The organism is Mitsuaria sp. RG (genome assembly GCF_028369275.1).
GTDB classification, from domain to species: domain Bacteria; phylum Pseudomonadota; class Gammaproteobacteria; order Pseudomonadales; family Pseudomonadaceae; genus Aquipseudomonas; species Aquipseudomonas peradeniyensis.
In genome coordinates, this window is record NZ_JAQMYQ010000008.1 from 59,674 (window position 1) to 80,226 (window position 20,553).

Below are 20,553 nucleotides of genomic sequence, written 5' to 3' on the forward strand. Positions count from 1 at the left end.
ATGCCCATTCCCGAAGTGAAGGCGCGTCAAGGCGCCAAGGACCAGACCCGCTTCAGCGCGTTGTGGCGCCCGGCGCTGGTCCAGGCTTTCGTCAAGCTCGACCCGCGCCAGCTCAAGCGCGCCCCGGTGATGCTGGTGGTGGCCCTCACCGCCGTGCTCACCACCGTGCTGTGCCTGGTGCCCGGCAGCGGCGTGAGCACCGGCGTGGCGGTGCAGATCGCCGTCTGGCTGTGGTTCACCGTGTTGTTCGCCAACTTCGCCGAAGCCCTGGCCGAGGGCCGCGGCAAGGCCCGCGCCGACAGCCTCAAGGCCGGCAGCCAGGGCCTGACCGCCAAGCGCCGCAAGAGCGACGGCAGCTTCGAGAGCGTCGCCGCCACCCAGCTGCGCAAGGACGATGTGGTGCGCGTGGTGGCCGGCGAGATGATCCCCGGCGACGGCGAGGTGCTCGAAGGCATCGCCGCGGTCAACGAGTCGGCGATCACCGGCGAGTCCGCCCCGGTGATCCGCGAGTCCGGCGGCGACCGCTCGGCGGTCACCGGCAACACCCGCCTGGTCTCCGACTGGCTGCTGATCCGCATCACCAGCAACCCGGGCGAGTCGACCCTGGACCGCATGATCGCCCTGGTCGAAGGCGCCAAGCGCCAGAAAACCCCCAACGAGATTGCCCTGGACATCCTGCTGATCGGCCTGACCCTGATCTTCCTGATCGTGGTGGTCACCCTGCAGCCGTTCGCCCGCTTCGCCGGTGGCGAGCTGCCGCTGATCTTCCTCGCCGCGCTGCTGGTGACCTTGATCCCCACCACCATCGGCGGCCTGCTGTCGGCCATCGGCATCGCCGGCATGGACCGCCTGGTGCGCCTGAACGTGATCGCCCGCTCCGGCCGTGCGGTGGAAGCAGCCGGCGACGTGCACACCCTGATGCTCGACAAGACTGGCACCATCACCTTCGGCAACCGCCGCTGCAGCGCCCTGCACGCCGCCTCCGGGGTGACCGCCAAGGAGCTGGGGGAGGGCGCCTTGCTCGCCTCGCTGGCCGACGACACCGCCGAGGGCAAGTCGATCGTCGAGTACTTGCGCCAGTTGCACGATTTCGCCGAGCCTTTGACCGAGCAGTACGCAGCCATCGCCTTCAGCGCCGAGACCCGTCTGTCGGGCATCGATTTCCAGCAGCGCCGCTACCGCAAGGGCGCCGTCGACGCGGTGCTGGCCTTCTGTGGCCTGCAACGCCTGGAGCTGCCCGCCGCCCTGGCCCGTGAAGTGGAGCGCATCGCCCAGAGCGGCGGCACTCCGCTGCTGGTGTGCGTCGACACGCACCTGCTCGGCGTGATCCATCTCAAGGACGTGGTCAAGCCCGGCATCCGTGAACGCTTCGCCGAACTGCGCAAGCTCGGTATCCGCACCGTGATGGTTACCGGCGACAACCCGCTGACCGCCGCCGCCATCGCCGCCGAGGCCGGCGTGGACGACGTGCTGGCCGAAGCCACCCCCGAGAAGAAGCTGGCGCGCATCCGCCAGGAGCAGAACGACGGCCGTCTGGTCGCCATGTGCGGTGATGGCGCCAACGACGCCCCGGCGCTGGCTCAGGCCGATGTGGGCATGGCCATGAACGACGGCACCCAGGCCGCCCGCGAGGCCGCCAACATGGTCGACCTGGACAGCGACCCGACCAAGCTGCTGGACGTGGTGCAGGTGGGCAAGGAGCTGCTGGTTACCCGCGGTGCGCTGACCACCTTCTCCATCGCCAACGACGTGGCCAAGTACTTCGCCATCCTGCCGGCGCTGTTCGCCGCCATCTACCCGCAGCTGGGCGTGCTCAACCTGATGCACCTGGCCAGCCCGCAGAGCGCGATCCTCTCGGCCATCGTGTTCAACGCGCTGATCATCATCGTGCTGATCCCCCTGGCCCTGCGCGGGGTGCGGGTGCAGGCCGCCAGCGCCGCCCACCTGCTGCGCCGCAACCTGCTGATCTACGGGCTGGGGGGCATCGTCGTGCCGTTCGCCGGGATCAAGCTGATCGACATGCTGCTCACTGCGCTGCACCTGGTCTGAGGAGACTGACATGACCGCTTATGTACGCCCGGCCCTGAGCCTGGTCCTGCTGATGACCGTGGTCACCGGCGCGCTGTATCCCCTGGCGGTGACCGGTATTGCCCAGGTCGCCTTCCCTGACCAGGCCAATGGCAGCCTGGTGCACGACGAGCGCGGTGAGGTGCGTGGCTCGGCGCTGATTGCCCAGGAGTTCAAGGGCGACGCCTGGTTCAAGTCGCGGCCTTCGGCGGGGGCCTATGCCACCGTGGCCAGCGGCGCGAGCAACCTGGCGCCGAGCAATCCGGCATTGGCCGAGCGGGTCAGGACCGATGCCGCCGCGCAATATCAGGCACAGCAGGGACCGGTACCCCAGGCGCTGCTGACCACCTCGGGCAGTGGGCTGGACCCGCACCTGCCGCCCGAGGCGATTGCTTACCAGCTGCCGCGCGTGGCGGCGGCGCGGCAGGTCTCGGAGGAGCGCTTGCAAGCGCTGGTGAATGAGGCCACCCTGCGACCACTGGTCGGGCCACCGGTGGTGAATGTGCTGGCGCTGAACCAGGCGCTTGAGCGTCTGGCACCGAGCCATTGAAGTCGGGGCCGCTGTGCGGCCCTTCGCGGGTAAACCCGCTCCCACAGGTACTGCGCTGACCTTCAGAGTTGTGCCGAACCTGTGGGAGCGGGTTTACCCGCGAAGGCCTGCGTAGCAGGCCAAAATTGGTAATTAGTGAAGGATGAAGCATGAGTGACTCCGCCCGCGCCGACGCGTTGTTGGCGGGCCTGCCCCGGGAAGGCCGGGGCAGGCTCAAGGTATTTCTCGGCGCCGCGCCCGGGGTCGGCAAGACCTTTTCCATGCTGCAGGCCGCCCACGCCCAGCAACGCCAGGGCGTGCGCGTGGTGGCCGGGGTGGTCGAGACCCACGGCCGCGCCGAGACCGAGGCTCTGCTCGGCGGCCTGGCCCAGCAACCGCTGTTGCGCAGCGAATACCGCGGCGTGATGCTTGAGGAAATGGACCTCGACGGCCTGCTCAAGGCCGCGCCACCTCTGGTGCTGGTCGACGAACTGGCCCACACCAACGCCCCCGGCAGCCGCCACGCCAAGCGCTGGCAGGACGTGCAGGAGCTGCTCGCCGCCGGCATCGATGTGTACACCACGGTCAATGTCCAGCACCTGGAAAGCCTCAACGACAAGGTCCGCGACATTACCGGCGTGCAGGTGCGCGAGACCTTGCCCGACTGGGTGCTGCAGGAAGCCTTCGAGCTGGTACTGATCGACCTGCCGCCCCGCGAGTTGCTCGAGCGCCTGCGCGAGGGCAAGGTCTACGTGCCCGAGCAGGCGCGGGCGGCCATCGAGGCCTATTTCTCCCAGACCAACCTCACCGCCCTGCGCGAGCTGGCCATGCAGACCGCCGCCGCCCAGGTCGATGCCGACCTTGCCAGCGGCTACCGCCAGCGCGGCCAGGAAGCCCCGGCCTTGCGTGGGCGCCTGCTGGTGGGCATCGATGGCGACGACCAGGCCGAACGACTGGTGCGCCACGCCTGCCGCGTGGCCCAGCGCCGGCATCTGCCGTGGAGCGTGGTGCATGTGGACAACGGCCGCCTGCGCGACGAGACCGCCCGCCATCGCCTGCAGGCCGCCCAGCAACTGGCCGAGCGCCTGGGCGGCGAAGTGGTGCTGCTACGTGCCGGTGAAGTGGCCCGTACGCTGATCCAGCACGCCGCCGAGCGTCGCGCCAGTCTGGTACTGGTAGGGCAGTCCCGCGACCTGCTGCGTCGGCGCTTCTTCGGCGCCGGTGTCGCTGCCCGTTTATTGCGTGAGAGCCACGGCCTGGAGATCAACGTCCTCGACCGCGACGCCCAGCCGCAAGCGGCGCGGGCGGCGGTCAAGCGTGTGTGGGTGTGGCGTCACTACCTGCTGGCGCTGTTCGCCACCGTGCTGGCCACCGGCCTGGCCTGGGCCGTGTCGAGCATGCTGGCGTTGCCCAACATCTCCCTGGTGTTCCTCGCCGCCGTGCTGCTGGTGGCGGTGCGCAGCAGCCTGGGCCCGGCGCTGGCCTGCGCGGCGTTGTCGTTCCTGACCTACGACTTCCTGTTCATCCCGCCGAACTTCTCCTTCGCTATCCAGCGCGAGGAGGATGTGCTGACCCTGGTGTTCTTCCTGTTGATGGCGGCGCTCACTGGCAACCTGGCCGCCCGCCAGCGCCGCCAGCTGCAGGCCCTGCGCGAGACCCAGGCGCAGACCAACCAGCTGCTCGACCTGTCGCGGCGCCTGACCGTGGCCACCGACCGCCAGGCCGTGTTCAGCGCCGCCGGCCAGCATATGGACGGCTGGCAGGACGTGCAGGTGTGCCTGCTGGAGCGCAGTGCCGATGGCTTGCTGCAAGTCGCCAGCGGTGGCAACCATGCCTTCACCGACAACGAGCGCGCCGCCGCCGAATGGGCCTGGCAGCATGGCCAGGCCGCAGGCTTTGGCAGCGATACCTTGCCTCACGGTCGTTGGTGGTGGTGGCCGTTGGCCGTGGAAGAGCAACCCCTGGCGCTGCTCGGCATACGTCCCCGCGATGGCGAGCCGCTGAGTGCCCAGCGCCGCCGTCTGCTCAAGGCCCTGGCGCAACCCCTGGCCCAGGCCCTGGCCCGCGCACGCCTTGGCGAGCAACTGGAAGCCGCGCGCCTGCATGGTGAAACCGAGCAACTGCGCAGCGCCTTGCTCGCCTCGGTATCCCACGACCTGCGCACCCCGCTGACCTCCATGCGCGGCAGCATCGACAGCCTGCTGGCCCTGGGCGACGCGATTCCCCCGGACGACCGCCGCGAACTGCTCGAAGGCACCCGCAACGAAGCCGAGCGCCTGGATCGCTACATCCAGAACCTGCTGGACATGACCCGCCTGGGCCACGGCACCCTCAAGCTGGCCCGCGACTGGGTGGCCCCGGCCGATATCGTCGGCAGTGCCCTCAATCGCCTGCGCGTGGTGCTGGCGCCCCTGCGCGTGCACACCGAAGTACCGCCGGAGCTGCCGCTGCTGTTCGTGCACGCGGCGTTGATCGAGCAGGCGCTGATCAACGTGCTGGAGAACGCCGCCCGTTTCTCCCCGCCGCAGGGCCGCCTGGAGCTGCAGGTCTCGGTGCGCGACGAGCAGCTGTGCTTCGCTGTCGCCGACGAAGGCCCAGGCATTCCCCCGGACGAGCGCGAAAAGATCTTCGACATGTTCTACACCGCTGCCCGCGGCGACCGGGGCGGGCAGGGCACCGGTCTGGGCCTGGCGATCTGCCAGGGCATGATCGGCGCCCATGGCGGCCGCATCCTGGTCGATGATGGCATCGATGGCCACGGCACCTGCATCACTCTATGCTTGCCGCTGCCGACCCAACCCGATACTGAAAGTGAAGCCCCATGAGCCAAGCCGCCACTCTGCTGGTCATCGACGACGAGCCGCAGATCCGCAAGTTCCTGCGCATCAGCCTGGCGTCCCAGGGCTACAAGGTGCTTGAGGCCGCTACCGGCAGCGAGGGCCTGGCCCAGGCCGCGCTGAACAAGCCTGACCTGGTGGTGCTCGACCTGGGCTTGCCGGACATGGACGGCCAGCAGGTGTTGCGCGAGTTGCGTGAATGGAGCACGGTGCCGGTGATGGTGCTGTCGGTACGTGCCAGCGAGGTGCAGAAGGTCGATGCACTGGATGGCGGGGCCAACGACTACGTGACCAAGCCATTCGGCATCCAGGAGTTCCTCGCCCGGGTGCGGGCCTTGCTGCGCCAGGCGCCGCAGGTCGGTAGTGCGACGTCTGCCGCGAGCTTCGGGCCATTGGTAGTGGACTTCGCCTTTCGCAAGGTGACCCTGGATGGCGTGGAAGTGGCGCTGACGCGCAAGGAGTATGCGCTGCTGGCGCAACTGGCCGGACACCCGGGGCGTGTGATCACCCAGCAGCAGCTGCTGAAGGACATCTGGGGGCCGACCCATGTGGACGACACCCACTACCTGCGCATCGTGGTGGGGCACCTGCGGCAGAAGTTGGGGGACGATCCCACGGCGCCGCGGTTCATCGTCACCGAGGCGGGGGTAGGGTACCGGCTGGTGACGCCGGCCCTGTAGGAGCGGGCTTGCCCCGCGACCACCGGCGAAGCCGGTGCCACGCATCGTATCGCGGGGCAAGCCCGCTCCCACAGGTAGAGCTGGGCGCTAAATACCCAGTTCCAGTGCCAAAAGCTCCTGCACGGTCTGGCGCCGACGGATCATGCGCAGGTTGCCCTGCTCGACCAGAAACTCAGGCAGCAACGGGCGACTGTTGTAGTTCGACGACATCGAAGCCCCGTAAGCCCCCGCGTCATGAATCACCAGCAGGTCACCCACCTTGGCCTCTGGCAGTTGCTGCGGGGTCAGCTCCTCGTCGTTCTGGGTAAATACATCCCCCGACTCGCACAGCGGCCCGGCCACCACGGTCGGTTGCAGCGGACGGCTCACTGGCCGGCCCACGGCATCGAACAGGCTCATGCGGTGGTAGGCCCCGTACATCGCCGGGCGCATCAGGTCGTTGAAGCCGGCATCGACCAGTATGTAGTGCCTGTCGCCCATCTGCTTGACGGCACGCACCTCGGCCACCAGGCAACCCGACTCCGCCACCAGGAAGCGCCCCGGCTCGATCTCCATGCGCACGGGATGACCGAGCATGGTTTCAACTTCCGCCCGCGCCACCGCCCAGGTGCGGGCGTAGCGTTGCAGGTCCACCGGCTGGTCGTCGCTGCGGTATGGCGTGGACAGCCCGCCACCGATGGAGAAGGCCTCGATGTCCACGCCCAGCTTGCCGATCAGCCCGACCATGGCGCCGGCCACCTGTTCCAGATGCTCGTAGTCCACCCCCGAGCCGATATGCATGTGCACGCCGACCAGGTGCAGGCCGTTTTCTTTCACGCAAGCCAGCGCCTCGGGCAGTTGCTCGTGCCAGATGCCGTGCTTGCTGTTCTCGCCACCGGTGTTGGTCTTGCGGCTGTGGCCATGGCCGAAGCCCGGGTTGATGCGCAGCCATACCCGGTGCCCGGGGGAGTGCTCGCCCAGCTGGCGGAGCATGTCAATGGAGCCGGCGTTCACTTCGATCTTCGTCTCGACCACTCGGGCCAGGGTCGGCTGGTCCAGCACGTCGCAGGTCAGCACCACGCCGGCCGGGTCACCGTCCACCGTCGCCCCGGCCGCGAAAGCCCGCTCCATCTCACCCAGCGACACGGCATCGAGCACCAGGCCACGTTCGCGCATCAGGCGCAGGACATGCAGGTTGGGGTTGGCCTTCTGCGCGAAGCGGACCGTGTCAAAGTGCTGCAGGAGCTGGTCGATGCGCTGGTGGATGGTCTGGGCGTCGTAGGCCCACAGTGGCGAGCCGTGTTGGCGGACGGCCTGGGCCAGGAGGGTGGTGGTCATGGTGGTGTTCCTTGTAATGGATGCACCGATATTGAGTGAGTTGGATGATTCATAAAAATAGATAATTTTCAGAAGGTCATCCGTATTTGATATACATTCGACTGCTGTAGGAGCGGGCTCGTCCCGCGAACACCGGCAAAGCCGGTGCCATCCACCGCGTTGCCGGTGTTCGCGGGACAAGCCCGCTCCTACAGGTCCCTGCCAAACGTTCAGGTGTTGCATGCCCCCATGAAACTCTCCATCCGCCATATCGAAGTGTTCCGCGCCATCATGGCTGCCGGCAGTGTCACCGGCGCCGCGCGCCTGCTGTTCACCTCGCAGCCCACCGTCAGTCGCGAGCTGGCGCGCATGGAGCAGGTCACCGGTTTGAACCTGTTCGAACGCGAAGGCGGGCGCCTGGCACCCACGGCCCAGGCCTTGCTGCTGATCGAGGAGGTCGAGCGCGCCTTCGTCGGCCTGGAGCGCATCGATCGCTTCGCCCAGGCCATCCGCAACTTCGAACAGGGCCGGCTGGCCATCACCTGCCTGCCACTGTTCTCGCAAACCCTGCTGCCCAAGGCCTGCAAGGCGTTTCACCAGCAACACCCGGGCGTGAGCGTAAGCATCACCGCCCAGGAGTCGCCGCTGCTGGAGGAGTCGCTGGTGGCCCAGCAGCACGACCTGGGCCTGACCGAAACCGGGCAGGTGCCCAGGGGGGCGGTCGGGGAGCTGCTGTTCAGTGCCGACATGGTCTGCGTGCTGCCCGAAGACCACCCATTGCAGGCCAAGCCGGTGCTGGCGCTGCAGGATTTCCACGAGGTCGACTTCATCAACCTGGCCAGCCTGGACAGTTACCGGCAACAGCTTGACCGGCACTTCCGCGAAGCAGGGGTGAACCGACGCACGATCATCGAGACCACCAGCGCGGCGTCGGTGTGCGCGATGGTCCGGCAGGGCCTGGGGGTGGCGATCATCAATCCGCTAAGCGGGCTGGAAGCGGGGCAGGGGGGCTTGCCGATTCGCCGCTTGAGCCTCTCGGTGCCGTACCAGGTGATGTTGATCCGGCCGGAGCTGCGCCCGGCATCGGCGGTGCTGGAACCGTTTTGCCAGGCATTGAGGGCGCAGGCGCGGGACATGCAGGCGGCATTGGCGAAGGCCTTCCATGGCGCCACCTGATCGCTCAATGCGCCATGGCCTTGAACGTTCGGAAGCAAAGCCCCGTCGCCAGCCGTTGCGCGGTCAGATCGAAGAGCATGGCCAGGCACGGTAGCTTGAAGTGCGCGGTCATCTGTTCGACACAGTCCCAGTGGCCGGTGATGATCCAGCGTTCACTCGGCAAGGCTGCGTACTTGAGGCTGTACACCACGCATCCCGAGGTACGGTTCAACACCTCCAACAAGCCTTCCAGCCTCTCCTGGAGCACCGCTGCCGAACCGATGGCCGGGATGATCTCGACGGTGTTGATTGCGACCAGACCCATGGCGAGCCCTCCCTGTGTTCACTTCGCCAGCAGCTGGTTCGCCACTTTGAAGGCTTCTTCCTGGGTGGCGACGATATGCAGGGGGTAGCCCCAGAAGGCTTCGAACTTGGCTGCGAACAATTGAGCGGCCTCCTGTTTGTCGGCATCCGGCTCGATGAGGATCTGCCCCCGGACGTAGGTGCGCAGCGCGGCCTTGTGGCGCTTCATCCACAGTGACAGTTGTTTCTGTTCGTCATGGGTATGTCCATTGGCTTTTTGCCTGGCGCGTTCCGCGTCCAGCAAGACGAACGGTTCGGCGCCTGCCAGCAGCGTTTCGAAGACTGCGAAACCTTCATCGCGGGTATCGATGGTGGTATTACCGGTATCCATCCAGACCAGCGGAAAATAGGTGGAATCCAAAAGCATCTGTCTGATCCTCTGCGTGTGTTGATGCGTGGTCGCCGTTCTGGAAAACCGACATCGGCGACCCAGATGCACGATAACCACGTGACTCATGGACGTCATTGCGAAATCTTGTCATTCTGTTTTTCATTTCGGCCAATGCGTCAGCTTCGAGCAATGAGCAGCATCGTGGAATCAATCACCCCCGAAACCCTGGCCAGCCCATGGGATGTCGATGGCATTCCACGTCAGGTCATCGCCTTGTGCGCGTCCCGCGTAGGCAAGGACTGGGAGCTTGCCCCTCACCGTCATCGCAAGGCGCAGTTGATCTACACGGTGCGCGGCATTCTCAACTGTGAGGTGGAGACCGGGGTGTGGATCGTGCCGCCGCAGTGCGCGGTGTGGATCCCAGGGGGGCTGCTGCATTCGACCCGTGGTTCGGGAGAAACCGAATGCCATTGCCTGTTCGTCGAGCCGGAGGCGGTCGAGTATCTGCCGACCACCTGCTGCACGCTGGCGGTGTCGCCACTGTTGCGCGAACTGTTGCTCAAGGCGACGGGCTTCGAGGCGCTGTACGCCGAGCGCGGGCCCGAGGCGCGACTGATCGCCACGTTGCTGGACGAATTGTGCGCCGCCCCCGTCGAGGATCTGCACCTGCCCATGCCCCAGGACCGCAGGCTGCGCCAGCTGGCGCAGCGGCTGCTGGCCGACCCGGCGAGCACAGCGCCGATCGGCGAATGGGCCCGGCGCATCGGCATGAGCGAGCGCAGCATGAGCCGGCTGTTGCTGCAGGAAGTCGGCATGAGTTTCGGCCGCTGGCGGCGGCAGCTTCATGTGATCCTTTCGTTGCAACGCCTTGCCAAGGGCGAGAGTGTGCAGGCGGTGGCCCTGGCGTTGGGTTACGAAAGCGCCAGTGGCTTCGTCACCATGTTCCGCAAGGCCATGGGCAAGCCGCCTGCGCGCTATCTGCTCGAGCGCGGTGCCGGTGATCCGGCCGAAGCAGCCCGTGGCATCGTGCTCGCGCCCTGAACGGGAGGTACCCCGGAAACCTGAACGATTCGATTCCCGTCAGGGTCAACCCCTTCAGCAGTGATCAGAAACGCTCCACAGCATGAGGATTGATCATGAGTACCCTGACGATCGAAGGCTGGTGCAAAGGTGACGGTGATCGCAGATCCACCCCGGTGGGCGACATCCATTTCAATATCCAGGGCGCCGCCCACACGGCGCTGGAGCAGGCCGAAGAGCGCCTGCAGCAGAGCCACGAGCGCGAAGCGATGGTGGATGTCGACATGGACACACTGAACCTGGTCTTGCCTGAAGGCTATGGCCCCTTGTCCGACTGCCGCCTGCGTGTCTACCTGAGCGACGATGAGCGCGGCCAGTTCCACCTGGTCGGGCATCGGGCCAGCGACGGCAGCCTGATCTACACCAATGCGGTGCTGATTGCGCAATTGAGCTGAGCCTCAGCTGCGCTCCAGCTGTGCGGCCACCTCCTTGGCCAGCGCCAGGAAGGCCTGCGCCGCCGCGGCCTGGTAGACACCCCTGCGCTGCATGAGCACGGCCGTGCGTTGCAGGCGCAAGGGGTCGAGGGCGATGGCGGTCAGGTCGTCATGCGCCAGGACGATGTTGGCGGGGAGCAGCGTCGACAGCGTCGTCCTGCGCACCACTTCGATGACCGCGCCGATAGCATTGGCCTCCATCCGCACCTGCGGGCGTATGCCGTGCTGCCGGCAATAGCGCTCGATCTGCTCCCGAGTGGCGAATTCGGCGCTGAGCAGGATCATCGACTCGTCGTTCAGCGCCTGTAGCCCGATGGCGCGTGCATGGGCCAATGGGTGCTGGCTGCCGACCACCAGCGCCAGTGTCTCGACCAGCAATGGGTAGGTGTCGATGTCCTGGGCGTGGGGCTCATCGAAGGCGATACCGACATCCAGTTCGTCCGCCAGCAGCAGTTCCTCCATGTGCTCCTGGGCGATTTCGCGCAAGTTCAGGGTGATATTCGGGTACCGGCTGTGGAAGGCCTCGACCAAGGGGCCGACCAGATAGCTGGTAAAGGTCGGCGTCACCGCCACCCGCAATGACCCTCGGCTGAGGTCGCTCACATCATGGATCGCGCGCCTGGCCTCCTGCAGTTCCTGCGACGCCCGTTTCGCATAGCGCAGATAGACCTCGCCGGCATCGGTCAGCCGAGTCGTGCGCCCCGAGCGATCGAACAACTGCGCCCCCAGGCTTTCCTCCAGTTGCCTGACCTGCTGCGAAAGCGCGGGCTGGGAGACGTGCAGGGCTGCCGCCGCCCGAGTGAAGCTATGGTGTTGCGCGACCGCGAGAAAGTACTGGATATGCCGGGCGAGCATGCTTCTCTCCATAAGATAATCTGATGCCATTCATCATAAATGAGACTTTTACCTTATGTAACGCACCGCCTAACCTTTGCCTCACACACCGCGACACTGAGGCATCAGCCATGCAAGACATCATCGACGGCTTCCTGAAGTTCCAGCGCGACGCCTTCCCCGAGCGAGTCAAGCTGTTCAAGGACCTGGCCACCCAGCAAAGCCCGCGGGCGCTGTTCATCTCCTGCTCCGACAGCCGCCTGGTGCCCGAGCTGGTCACCCAGCGCGAGCCGGGCGACCTGTTCGTCATCCGCAACGCCGGCAACATCGTGCCGTCCTACGGCCCTGAACCCGGCGGGGTGTCGGCCTCGGTCGAGTATGCCGTCGCCGCCCTGCAAGTGGCCGATATCGTAATCTGCGGTCACTCCGACTGCGGCGCCATGACTGCCATCGCCACCTGCAAGTGCCTGGACCACATGCCCGCCGTGGCCGGCTGGTTGCGCTACGCCGACTCCGCCCGTGTGGTCAACGAAGCCCGCCCGCATCAAACCCCTCACGCCAAGGTCGAGGCCATGGTGCGAGAGAACGTGATCGCCCAGCTGGCCAACATCCAGACCCACCCCTCGGTGCGCCTGGCCCTGGAAGAGGGCCGCGTGGCCCTGCATGGCTGGATCTACGACATCGAGAGCGGCCGCATCGACGCCTTCGACGGACGCACCGGCCAGTTCGTATCCCTGGCGGACAACCCAGGCGTCCGCGCTGTTTCCCACGCTTCCCGGCACGTTGCCTGAACCCGATTTTCAACCCAAGGAGACACTCCCATGATCCAGTCGCAAATCAGCCAGAACGCCCGTCTTGCCCTGAGCGAGGTCATCCTCCTGGCCAAGGCCCGCAAGGACCTGTCGTTCGCCCAGATCACCGATGGCACCGGCCTGTCCGAAGCCTTCGTCACCGCCGCGCTGCTGGGCCAGCACCCGCTGCCGGCCAGCGCCGCCCAGGTGGTGGGTGACAAGCTCGGTCTGGACGCCGACGGCATCGCACTGCTGCAGACCATCCCACTGCGCGGCAGTATCGAAGGTGGCGTGCCGACCGACCCGACGATCTATCGCTTCTACGAGATGCTGCAGGTGTACGGCACCACGCTCAAGGCGCTGGTCCACGAGAAGTTCGGCGACGGCATCATCAGCGCCATCAACTTCAAGCTGGATGTGAAGAAGGTCGATGATCCGGAAGGCGGTTCCCGCGCTGTGATCACCCTGGATGGCAAGTACCTGCCGACCAAACCGTTCTGATTCGCTCATAGGGACATGGCCCGGTCTCCACTGGGTGGCCGGGCCATTTCTACAGACGATATTGGCCCCCTGTAGGAGCGGGCTTGCCCCGCGAACACCGGCAAGGCCGGTGCCATCCACCGCGTTGTCCAACATCGCGAGTACAGGGTGTCGACCGTAATGACTGATTACGAGAAACGACGGCATGGACCTGATCATCAGAAATGTCCGCATCGACGATGCAAAACCCTTGATGGATGTGGCCGTGCACAACGGCAAGATCACTGAAATCGCCCCGACGATCACCGCAACGGCAACCCAGGAAATCCAAGGCAATGGCAATGTCCTGATCCCAGGCTTCGTCGAAGGCCACCTGCACCTGGAAAAAGCCAATGTCATGCAACGCAAGGCCAACCGCTCCGGCACCTTGAAGGAAGCGATCGCCGTCACCGCCGAGCTCAAGCCCACGCTCACCCGCGAAGACATCCGCGAGCGCTCGACGCAGGTGTTGCGCGCGCTGGTGCAGGCCGGCACCACCCATGTCCGTGCCCACGCCGAGTTCGACCCCGCCCAGGGTTTCACGGGCCTGGATGTGGTGCTGGAGCTACGGGAAACATTCCGCGATGTCATCGATATCCAGGTGGTCGCCTTTCCCCAGGAAGGCATCCTCAAGGTGCCCGGCATGAAAGCGATGATGGTCGAGGCGATGGAGAAGGGCGCCGATGTGGTCGGTGGCATTCCCTACAACGACGTATCGCCCCACGAGCACATTGATTTCGTCTTCGACCTGGCCCAGCGCTATGGCAAGGACATCGACCTGCACCAGGACTTCGCCGACGACGCCGAGCACATGACCATCGAATACGTGGCCCGCCGGACCCTCGCGGCAGGCTACCAAGGGCGCGTCAGCGTCGGCCACCTGACCAGCCTGGCGGCCGTCGAACCAGCGCGCCAGTCGCGTATCATCGCGCTGCTGCGCGAAGCCGACATCAGCGTGATGTGCTTGCCGGCCACCGACCTGCACCTGGGCGCCCGTGGCGACAGCCACAATGTGCGGCGCACCCTGACCCCGGTGCGAGCCTTGCGCGATGGCGGAGTGAACGTGTGCCTGGCCACCAACAACATCCGCAATGCCTTCACTCCCTACGGCACCGGCGACCTGCTGCATATCGCGCAGCTGGCCATCCCCGCCTGTCACCTGGGCGGGGCGGACGACCAGGCCACGGTGCTGCCGATGCTCACCAGCAACCCGGCCAAGGCCCTGGGTTTGCAGAGCCATGGCTTGGCGGTGGGCAACGACGCGGACCTGGTGCTGATGGACACCCACCGTGTCAGCGACGTGATCCTCGACCTGCCCGCGCGGCTGATGGTGCTCAAGCGCGGCAGGGTGGTGGCGACAGCGGAGCAGCGGCGTTCGGTGGTGTTCTGAAGGCCGGGTTCAGACGGCCAGCAGCAACAGTGCCGCCAGCAGTGCCGGGGGCATTACCAGCACGCCCAGACGCAAGAAACTCGATGCGCCGACATGCTCGCCCTCGCGGCGGATCGCCACCAGCCACAGCAGCGTGGCCAGGGAGCCGGTGATCGACAGGTTCGGTCCCAGGTCGACGCCGATAAGCAAGGCGGCGGTGGTCTGCCGGGGCAGTTCGACGAGGTGGCCGATGGAACCGGCGATCAGGCCGGTGGGCAGATTGTTCATCAGGTTGCTGGCCACGGCCGCAGTCACGCCCGCCGTCCAGCTTGCCGTGCCTGCCGACTGTTGCGCCAGGGCGGCCAACGATTGGGCAAGACGGTCGATCACGCCGGTGTGGGCCACGGCTTCCACCAGCACGAACAATCCTGCGACCAAGGGCAGGACCCCCCAGGCCACGTGACGCAGCAACGGCGCCGGGTTGCGCCGCTGACGCAGGTGGATCAACCCGGTGGTGGCCATGCCTGCGCAAAATGTCGGCAGCCCTAGCGGCACGTCCAGTGCCGATACCGTCAACAGCAGGGTGCCGGTGAACATCAGGCCCAGCGCGCAAAGCCGGGCGCCGGCCGACAGGGGGCGCATCTCGATGGCCACGGCCAGCGGCTGACGGATGCACTTGCGCTGGGTCACGCGCAGTACCAGGTAGGTCATGGCGATGGCGCCCAGCGAGGGCAGGGTGAGCTGGCGCAGCCATTCCAGCAGCGGTGGCATCTGGCTGCCGAAGACTACCAGGTTGGCCGGGTTGGAGATGGGCAGCACGAAGCTGGCGGCATTGGCGATGAAGGCGCAGATGAACAGGTAGGGCAGCGGCTCGGCCTTGGCCGCCTTGCACGCCGCATACACGGCCGGTGTCAGCACCACAGCGGTGGCGTCATTGGACAGGAACACGGTGACCAGTGTACCGACCAGGAATACCAGGTCGAACAGGCGTTGGCCCGAGCCCCTGGCATGCTGCACCGCGTACCTGGCCAGCCAGTCGAACAAGCCTTCCTGGCGAGCCAGCTCGGCCAGCACCATCATGCCGGTCAGGAACAGGTAGACATCGCCTCCTTCGGCGATTGCCGCCAAGGCCAGGCGCCATGGGATCAGGCCGCAGGCCGTCAGCCCTAAGGCGGCGCCCATCGCCCAGACATATTCGGGCACGCGTCCCGGCCGAAGGATGACCAGGGCGGTGGCCGCGGCCGCAACCGACCAGATGATCAGGGATGACTCAGCGACAGGCATGCGAGGACTCAGTTTCCGGAAGGGGAGTGAAGGGGAGGGGCTTGCTCGGCGTTGGCATCGCTGGCAGGTCGGCGGGTCTCCGGCATGGCCAGCCAAAGCAGAAGCAACGCTGCAGTCGCGATGCCCGCCAATGTCAGGAATGCCGCGTCGTAGCCTGCGGACTGTACCACCAGCCCCGCGACACCGGGACTTAGCGCCGCGCCCAGGCCGAAGGCCGTGGACAATGCGCCAAGGCTGACATTGAAGCGCCCGCTGCCTTGGGTGAGGTCCTTGACCACTACCGGGAACAATGCCCCGAACAGTCCGGCGCCGATGCCATCGAGCAATTGCACGGCCACCAGCCAGAACGGATCGTCCGACATCACGTAAAGCACGCCACGCAGCGGCAGGATCAGAAAGCCGGCGAGCAACAGCGGCTTGCGTCCCCAGCGGTCGGCCCTGGCGCCGGCCAGCAGCGCCATGGGCACCATCACCAGCTGCGCCGCGACGATGCACGCCGAGGTCAGCGGCGTGGCCAACTGCAGGTTGGCCTGAGCCAGCTTCTGGCTCACCAGCGGAAGCATTGCCGCGTTGGCCAGATGGAACAGCGCGCAGCACACGGCGAACAGCAGCAAGGGGCGATTGTGCAACAGTACGGCAAGGCCGGCGGGGTGGGCATGCTGGCCCGGCGGCCGCGGGTCAAGGCCGCGCGCGAGGTCATGGTCGATGGCTGTCGCCGGCACTCGGCTGATGGCGATCAGGCTGGCCACAGTCATCGCCGCCATCAGGTAGAACACCGCCACCGGTCCGAACAGGTAGGCCAGCCCGCCGGCGAGCACCGCCGAGCAGGCATTGCCGGCATGGTTGAAGGTTTCGTTGCGGCCCATGCGCCGGGTGAATGCCCGGGGCCCGGTCAGGCCCAGTGAAATGGCAGCGATGGCCGGTGCGAACACGGAACCGGCGAGCGCGCTGATGGCTTGGGTCAACGTCACCAGCGCGACGCTGGTGACCCAGGGCAGCACCAGGCAACTGCCGGTCACCAGCAGCGCGGCGATGGCCATCACGGCGCGCTTGGCCGTGGTCCTGTCGATCAGCGCGCCAGCTGGCGTCTGGGTCAGCAATGCCGTGACGCTGGCCAAGGTCATGACCAGGCCGATGCTGCCGGGCTCCCAATGGTGCACCGCCAGCAGGTAGATCGCCAGGTAGGGCCCAAGCCCATCACGGACATCGGCCAGGAAAAAATTCAACCCATCGAGCGAACGTTCATGAGCAGGCGAGGCCAAGGAAAACTCCGCAGGGACAAGTGAACAGAGCACCCTGGATTTCAAGGGCGGTCAACAGCCGCATACGTTATGCACTCCGCGGCGCAGGTGCTGATGAACTTTGCGCGGATCCGGCATGCCATCGGTCCAGGGGTCAGCGATTGGGCCATTGCTGCAAGAGGATCGATACGAACTTTTCGGCCGCCGGCGACAGCGACGCACCGCGACGAAACACCAAGCCCAGCGTGCGGCTGACCTGCGGCTCGCCCAGCGGCACGCTGACCAACGTCGGATGGTCGGCGCTGGGCATGGCCAGGCTAGGCATGGCCGAGACCCCCAGCCCGGCCTCGACCATGCCCAGCGAGGTCGACAGGTGCTGGACCTCGTAGAACCATTGAGGACGAAGGTTCAGGCCGGCTAGCGCATGATCGAGCAACATGCGGTTGCCGCTCAGGCGACCGACCCCGATCAAGCGGTAGTCGGCCAGTTCGGCCCAGGTCACCGACTCGCGCTTGGCCAACGGGTGGTCCCGGCGGCATGCGAGCACAAAATGCTCCTGTACCAGCGAGACGAACTCGATGTCCGGATGCTGGCCACTCATCATGTTGATGCCAAAATCGGCCTCTGCGCGCAGTACGGCTTCCAGCCCATCGTTGGCACTGAGGTCCAGCAGGCGGATGCGGATCTTCGGGTACTGCGCGTTGTAGTCGCGGATCACCGAGGGCAGAAAGTAGAACGCTGCCGTGGGAATGCAAGCGAGGGTGACCTGCCCCGTCTGGCGCTCGGCCAGTTCGCGGATGCTCAGGATCGAATCCTCGAAATCATCCAGCAGGCGCCTGGCCTTGGGCAGGAAATCCCGACCCACGCTCGTCAGGCTGACCCGGCGCGTAGTGCGTTCGAGTAACGAAGTACCGAGCCCTTCCTCGAGCTTCTTGATTCGTCGGCTCAGGGCGGGTTGGGACAAGTGCAGCGCTTCTGCAGCCTCGTGAAAGCTGCCAAGTTCGGCGATTTTCACGAAAGATCTTATATCTTGCAGTTCATATTCCATCAGGCATCGCTCAGTGGGCCGTTCGATTATTGATGCTTGCATCGCAATAATGACTACGATATTTGCATTGGATTGATTTATCCATCCCTGTCACTCTTTTGCTCACAACATCAATGATGTCCATTGATCAACAAGAGTGCGAAATCATGCAACGAATTCCTTGCGTACTCATGCGCGGCGGTACCTCCAAAGGGCCGTTCTTCCACGCCTGGGACCTGCCTGCAAACGTGGTCGAGCGCGACGAGTTGCTGATCAACCTGATGGGCTCCGGACACGAGCTGGAAATCGACGGCATCGGTGGCGGCAGCCCGCAGACCAGCAAAGTGGCGATCATCAGCCCGTCGTTGCACGCCGATGCCGATGTCGACTATCTGTTCGTCCAGGTGATGGTCGCCCAGCGGCGCGTCGACACCGCGCCCAACTGCGGCAACATGCTGTGCGCCGTCGGGCCGTTCGCCATCGAGCAAGGGCTGGTCAAGGCCAACGACGGCAAGACCCTGGTACGCATCCGCAACCTCAATACCGGAACCTTCGTCGATTCACTGGTGCAAACGCCTGGTGGCATCGTGCGCTACGAAGGGCGCACGGCGATCGACGGCGTCCCTGGCACGGCGGCCCCGGTGCACCTGACGTTCCTCGATGCAGTGGGCAGCAAGACCGGCAAGCTGTTCCCTACGGGCAAACCTCAGGATGTGATCGACGGCGTGCCGGTCACCTGCATCGACATGGCGATGCCCATGATGATCGTCGACGCCCGGCAACTGGGCGTGACCGGCTCGGAAACCCCGGCCGAGCTGGATGCCGACAATGCCTTGCTGCAGCGCCTGGAAGCCTTGCGCCTGAAGGCTGGCAAGGCCATGGGCCTGGGTGATGTCAGCGGCATGGTGATTCCCAAGCCGGTGCTGGTCGCGCCACCTCGGCATGACGGTACAGTGCAGGTGCGCTATTTCATGCCGCACAATTGCCACCGGGCCCTGGCGATCACCGGCGCCGTCGGGTTGGCCACGGCTTGCGTCAGCGCCGGTACGGTGGTCGGCGACCTGCTCGGCGAGGGGGCACAACACTTGGAGCAGGTGCGCATCGAACATCCCAGTGGTGGCATCGACGTGGCGCTGTCGCGTAGCGGCGTCGATGGCAAGACCCTGCAGGCATCGGTGGTGCGTACCGCCCGTCGGCTTTTCTCAGGGTTCGTCTATGCCCCGTCCTCGCGCAGGCTGGCGGGATAGACCCAGGCCGCCGCCACCATCAGCGTGGCTTCAGCAACAAGCGCATCCGCACAATTTCAACAATGGGTGATGCCTCATGAAACTTGCCAGATCCCTGTATTTCCAGATCCTCTGCGCCGTCCTGCTGGGCGTGGTGGTCGGCCACTTCTGGGCGCAACAGGCCGTTGCCCTCAAACCCCTGGGCGACGCCTTCATCAAGTTGATCAAGATGATGATCGCGCCAGTGGTGTTCTGCACCATCGTCACCGGCATAGCCGGCATGACCGACAAGCGCTCCCTGGGGCGCCTGATGAGCAAGACCTTGCTGTTGTTCCTGCTGCTGACCGTGATCAGCCTGGTGATCGGCCTGGCGGCGGTGTACCTGTTCCGGCCCGGCGCCGGCATGAACATCGATCCTGCCACCCTGAGTACAGAGGGCCTGGGCCAATACGCCGCCTCGGCGGCGAAACTGGGCGTGGTCGACTTCTTCATGCACATCATTCCGGAGACATTCATCGGTGCCTTCAACAAGGGTGAGGTGCTGCCGGTGCTGTTCATCGCCGTACTCAGCGGCTTCGCCCTGTCGTCCATGGGCGAGAAGGGCCGGCCCGTCCTTGCGGTGCTGGAGTCGGTCTCGATCATGGTGTTCCGTATCTTCGGTTACCTGATGCGTTTCGCCCCGGTCGGTGCGTTCGGTGCGCTGGCCTTCACCGTCGGGCAATACGGCGTCACCTCCCTCGGCGCCCTGGCCAAGCTGGTGGGCACGCTGTACATCGCTTGCGCCTTCTTCGTCCTGGTTGTGCTGGGCGGCATCTGTCGCGCCCATGGCTTCAGCCTCTGGAAGCTGCTGCGCTATTTCCGCGAAGAATTTCTGGTGGTGCTGGGTACCTCGTCCACCGAGCCGGTGCTGCCGCGCATGCTCGAAAAGCTCGAGCGGCTCGGTTGTCGCAAAGGCGTGGTGGGTTTGGTGCTGCCAACCGGGTATTCCTTCAACCTCGATGGCACCGCCATCTACCTGTCGCTGGCGGCCGTGTTCATCGCGCAGGCCTGCAACATCGACCTGACCCTCGGGCAGACGGTAACCATGCTGGCAATCATGCTGCTGTCGTCCAAGGGGGCCGCCGGCGTGACCGGCAGCGGCTTCGTGGCGTTGGCCTCGACCCTCACGGTCATTCACGACATACCGCTGGCCGGGCTTGCCTTGTTGATCGGTATCGATCGCTTCATGTCCGAGGCGCGGGCCCTGACCAGCCTGGCCAGCAACGCCGTGGCCACCGTGGTCATCTCGCTGTCGGAGCATGCCTGCGATCGCGAAACCTTGCTGCGCCGCCTCGACGGCGCGCCATCGGCGGCCGACGAAGCCGTCGACGCTCACCCCGAGTGGTCCGCGCAGCCTCCCCGGCACGGCTGACCAACCGGTTATCGCTCCCATGTTGCAGTAGACTTCCCCCCAGCATCCCTGCGATGCCGGGTGGGGCAGGGGGCCGCCT

19 protein-coding genes are annotated in these 20,553 nt (G+C 65.8%); 12 read left to right on the forward strand and 7 right to left on the reverse strand.

Annotation, left to right across the window (positions count from 1 at the left end):
• The 4 genes from kdpB (at position 1) to POF53_RS06960 (ending at position 6,113) form a co-directional block, all read left to right on the forward strand.
• Positions 1-2,049, forward strand: a complete 2,049-nt coding sequence (gene kdpB / locus POF53_RS06945) for a potassium-transporting ATPase subunit KdpB (protein WP_498967037.1) — start codon at positions 1-3, stop codon at positions 2,047-2,049.
• A 10-nt stretch (positions 2,050-2,059) separates the two neighbouring features.
• Positions 2,060-2,617, forward strand: a complete 558-nt coding sequence (kdpC, locus tag POF53_RS06950) for a potassium-transporting ATPase subunit KdpC (protein ID WP_498966964.1) — start codon at positions 2,060-2,062, stop codon at positions 2,615-2,617.
• A gap of 149 nt (positions 2,618-2,766) precedes the next feature.
• A complete protein-coding gene (locus POF53_RS06955; protein ID WP_254464445.1) occupies positions 2,767-5,421 on the forward strand; it encodes a DUF4118 domain-containing protein in 2,655 nt (884 codons plus the stop codon).
• The gene (locus tag POF53_RS06960; RefSeq protein WP_232856366.1) at positions 5,418-6,113 is read left to right on the forward strand and encodes a response regulator; all 696 of its coding nucleotides are present in this window, start codon (positions 5,418-5,420) and stop codon (positions 6,111-6,113) included. The genes POF53_RS06955 and POF53_RS06960 overlap by 4 nt, the downstream gene beginning before the upstream one ends.
• 87 nt (positions 6,114-6,200) lie before the next feature.
• On the opposite strand, the gene lysA is transcribed toward POF53_RS06960, so the two are convergent.
• Positions 6,201-7,430: a diaminopimelate decarboxylase gene (gene lysA, locus POF53_RS06965; RefSeq protein WP_254464446.1), complete on the reverse strand. Its 1,230-nt coding sequence runs from the start codon at positions 7,428-7,430 to the stop codon at positions 6,201-6,203.
• A gap of 228 nt (positions 7,431-7,658) precedes the next feature.
• Here lysA and POF53_RS06970 point away from each other — a divergent pair, with 228 nt between their 5' ends.
• Complete coding sequence (locus POF53_RS06970; protein WP_234560529.1) at positions 7,659-8,585, forward strand: LysR family transcriptional regulator; 927 nt, start codon at positions 7,659-7,661, stop codon at positions 8,583-8,585.
• Between the two features lie 4 nt (positions 8,586-8,589).
• Here POF53_RS06970 and POF53_RS06975 read toward each other — a convergent pair whose 3' ends face one another.
• Together POF53_RS06975 and POF53_RS06980 are read right to left on the reverse strand one after the other, a co-directional pair.
• Positions 8,590-8,889, reverse strand: coding sequence for a hypothetical protein (locus tag POF53_RS06975; protein ID WP_234560528.1), 300 nt, complete (start codon positions 8,887-8,889; stop codon positions 8,590-8,592).
• An 18-nt stretch (positions 8,890-8,907) separates the two neighbouring features.
• Positions 8,908-9,294 (reverse strand): hypothetical protein, encoded by a 387-nt coding sequence (locus POF53_RS06980; protein WP_232856362.1) that lies wholly within the window; start codon positions 9,292-9,294, stop codon positions 8,908-8,910.
• A gap of 165 nt (positions 9,295-9,459) precedes the next feature.
• On the opposite strand from POF53_RS06980, the gene POF53_RS06985 reads away from it, so the two are divergent.
• Positions 9,460-10,299, forward strand: a complete 840-nt coding sequence (locus tag POF53_RS06985; protein WP_442799891.1) for an AraC family transcriptional regulator — start codon at positions 9,460-9,462, stop codon at positions 10,297-10,299.
• Positions 10,300-10,394: 95 nt separating this feature from the next.
• On the forward strand, positions 10,395-10,733 hold the full coding sequence (locus POF53_RS06990) for a hypothetical protein (RefSeq protein ID WP_498966969.1): 339 nt from the start codon (positions 10,395-10,397) through the stop codon (positions 10,731-10,733).
• A 3-nt stretch (positions 10,734-10,736) separates the two neighbouring features.
• Here POF53_RS06990 and cynR read toward each other — a convergent pair whose 3' ends face one another.
• The gene (gene cynR, locus POF53_RS06995; protein ID WP_254464450.1) at positions 10,737-11,627 is read right to left on the reverse strand and encodes a transcriptional regulator CynR; all 891 of its coding nucleotides are present in this window, start codon (positions 11,625-11,627) and stop codon (positions 10,737-10,739) included.
• A gap of 110 nt (positions 11,628-11,737) precedes the next feature.
• Between cynR and POF53_RS07000 the strand changes: the two genes are divergently transcribed.
• The 3 genes from POF53_RS07000 to POF53_RS07010 all read left to right on the forward strand — a co-directional run bounded on the left by POF53_RS07000 (position 11,738) and on the right by POF53_RS07010 (position 14,306).
• On the forward strand, positions 11,738-12,397 hold the full coding sequence (locus tag POF53_RS07000; protein ID WP_186714929.1) for a carbonic anhydrase: 660 nt from the start codon (positions 11,738-11,740) through the stop codon (positions 12,395-12,397).
• Positions 12,398-12,427: 30 nt separating this feature from the next.
• The gene (gene cynS, locus POF53_RS07005) at positions 12,428-12,898 is read left to right on the forward strand and encodes a cyanase (protein ID WP_186714928.1); all 471 of its coding nucleotides are present in this window, start codon (positions 12,428-12,430) and stop codon (positions 12,896-12,898) included.
• Between the two features lie 184 nt (positions 12,899-13,082).
• Positions 13,083-14,306, forward strand: a complete 1,224-nt coding sequence (locus POF53_RS07010) for an amidohydrolase family protein (RefSeq protein WP_498966972.1) — start codon at positions 13,083-13,085, stop codon at positions 14,304-14,306.
• A gap of 9 nt (positions 14,307-14,315) precedes the next feature.
• Here the strand turns inward: POF53_RS07010 and POF53_RS07015 are convergent, their stop codons facing one another.
• The 3 genes from POF53_RS07015 to POF53_RS07025 all read right to left on the reverse strand — a co-directional run bounded on the left by POF53_RS07015 (position 14,316) and on the right by POF53_RS07025 (position 17,900).
• The gene (locus tag POF53_RS07015) at positions 14,316-15,569 is read right to left on the reverse strand and encodes an arsenic transporter (protein ID WP_498966974.1); all 1,254 of its coding nucleotides are present in this window, start codon (positions 15,567-15,569) and stop codon (positions 14,316-14,318) included.
• A gap of 8 nt (positions 15,570-15,577) precedes the next feature.
• Positions 15,578-16,831 carry an MFS transporter gene (locus POF53_RS07020; RefSeq protein ID WP_254464451.1) on the reverse strand — a complete coding sequence of 418 codons (1,254 nt, stop codon included), beginning with the start codon at positions 16,829-16,831 and terminating at the stop codon, positions 15,578-15,580.
• A 133-nt stretch (positions 16,832-16,964) separates the two neighbouring features.
• Entirely contained in the window at positions 16,965-17,900 is a 936-nt protein-coding gene (locus tag POF53_RS07025; protein ID WP_498966976.1) for a LysR family transcriptional regulator, read from the reverse strand.
• Positions 17,901-18,004: 104 nt separating this feature from the next.
• On the opposite strand from POF53_RS07025, the gene POF53_RS07030 reads away from it, so the two are divergent.
• Both POF53_RS07030 and dctA read left to right on the forward strand, forming a co-directional pair.
• On the forward strand, positions 18,005-19,084 hold the full coding sequence (locus POF53_RS07030) for a 4-oxalomesaconate tautomerase (RefSeq protein ID WP_028690500.1): 1,080 nt from the start codon (positions 18,005-18,007) through the stop codon (positions 19,082-19,084).
• Positions 19,085-19,160: 76 nt separating this feature from the next.
• Positions 19,161-20,474, forward strand: coding sequence for a C4-dicarboxylate transporter DctA (gene dctA / locus POF53_RS07035; RefSeq protein WP_028690501.1), 1,314 nt, complete (start codon positions 19,161-19,163; stop codon positions 20,472-20,474).
• Positions 20,475-20,553: the final 79 nt, after the last annotated feature.

Coding starts and splice junctions, on each gene's coding strand:
- kdpB (WP_498967037.1), top strand. CDS start 1: ATGCCCATTCCCGAAGTGAAGGCGCGTCAAGGCGCCAAGGACCAGACC.
- kdpC (WP_498966964.1), top strand. CDS start 2,060: ATGACCGCTTATGTACGCCCGGCCCTGAGCCTGGTCCTGCTGATGACC.
- POF53_RS06955 (WP_254464445.1), top strand. CDS start 2,767: ATGAGTGACTCCGCCCGCGCCGACGCGTTGTTGGCGGGCCTGCCCCGG.
- POF53_RS06960 (WP_232856366.1), top strand. CDS start 5,418: ATGAGCCAAGCCGCCACTCTGCTGGTCATCGACGACGAGCCGCAGATC.
- lysA (WP_254464446.1), bottom strand. CDS start 7,430: ATGACCACCACCCTCCTGGCCCAGGCCGTCCGCCAACACGGCTCGCCA.
- POF53_RS06970 (WP_234560529.1), top strand. CDS start 7,659: ATGAAACTCTCCATCCGCCATATCGAAGTGTTCCGCGCCATCATGGCT.
- POF53_RS06975 (WP_234560528.1), bottom strand. CDS start 8,889: ATGGGTCTGGTCGCAATCAACACCGTCGAGATCATCCCGGCCATCGGT.
- POF53_RS06980 (WP_232856362.1), bottom strand. CDS start 9,294: ATGCTTTTGGATTCCACCTATTTTCCGCTGGTCTGGATGGATACCGGT.
- POF53_RS06990 (WP_498966969.1), top strand. CDS start 10,395: ATGAGTACCCTGACGATCGAAGGCTGGTGCAAAGGTGACGGTGATCGC.
- cynR (WP_254464450.1), bottom strand. CDS start 11,627: ATGCTCGCCCGGCATATCCAGTACTTTCTCGCGGTCGCGCAACACCAT.
- POF53_RS07000 (WP_186714929.1), top strand. CDS start 11,738: ATGCAAGACATCATCGACGGCTTCCTGAAGTTCCAGCGCGACGCCTTC.
- cynS (WP_186714928.1), top strand. CDS start 12,428: ATGATCCAGTCGCAAATCAGCCAGAACGCCCGTCTTGCCCTGAGCGAG.
- POF53_RS07010 (WP_498966972.1), top strand. CDS start 13,083: ATGGACCTGATCATCAGAAATGTCCGCATCGACGATGCAAAACCCTTG.
- POF53_RS07015 (WP_498966974.1), bottom strand. CDS start 15,569: ATGCCTGTCGCTGAGTCATCCCTGATCATCTGGTCGGTTGCGGCCGCG.
- POF53_RS07025 (WP_498966976.1), bottom strand. CDS start 17,900: ATGCAAGCATCAATAATCGAACGGCCCACTGAGCGATGCCTGATGGAA.
- POF53_RS07030 (WP_028690500.1), top strand. CDS start 18,005: ATGCAACGAATTCCTTGCGTACTCATGCGCGGCGGTACCTCCAAAGGG.
- dctA (WP_028690501.1), top strand. CDS start 19,161: ATGAAACTTGCCAGATCCCTGTATTTCCAGATCCTCTGCGCCGTCCTG.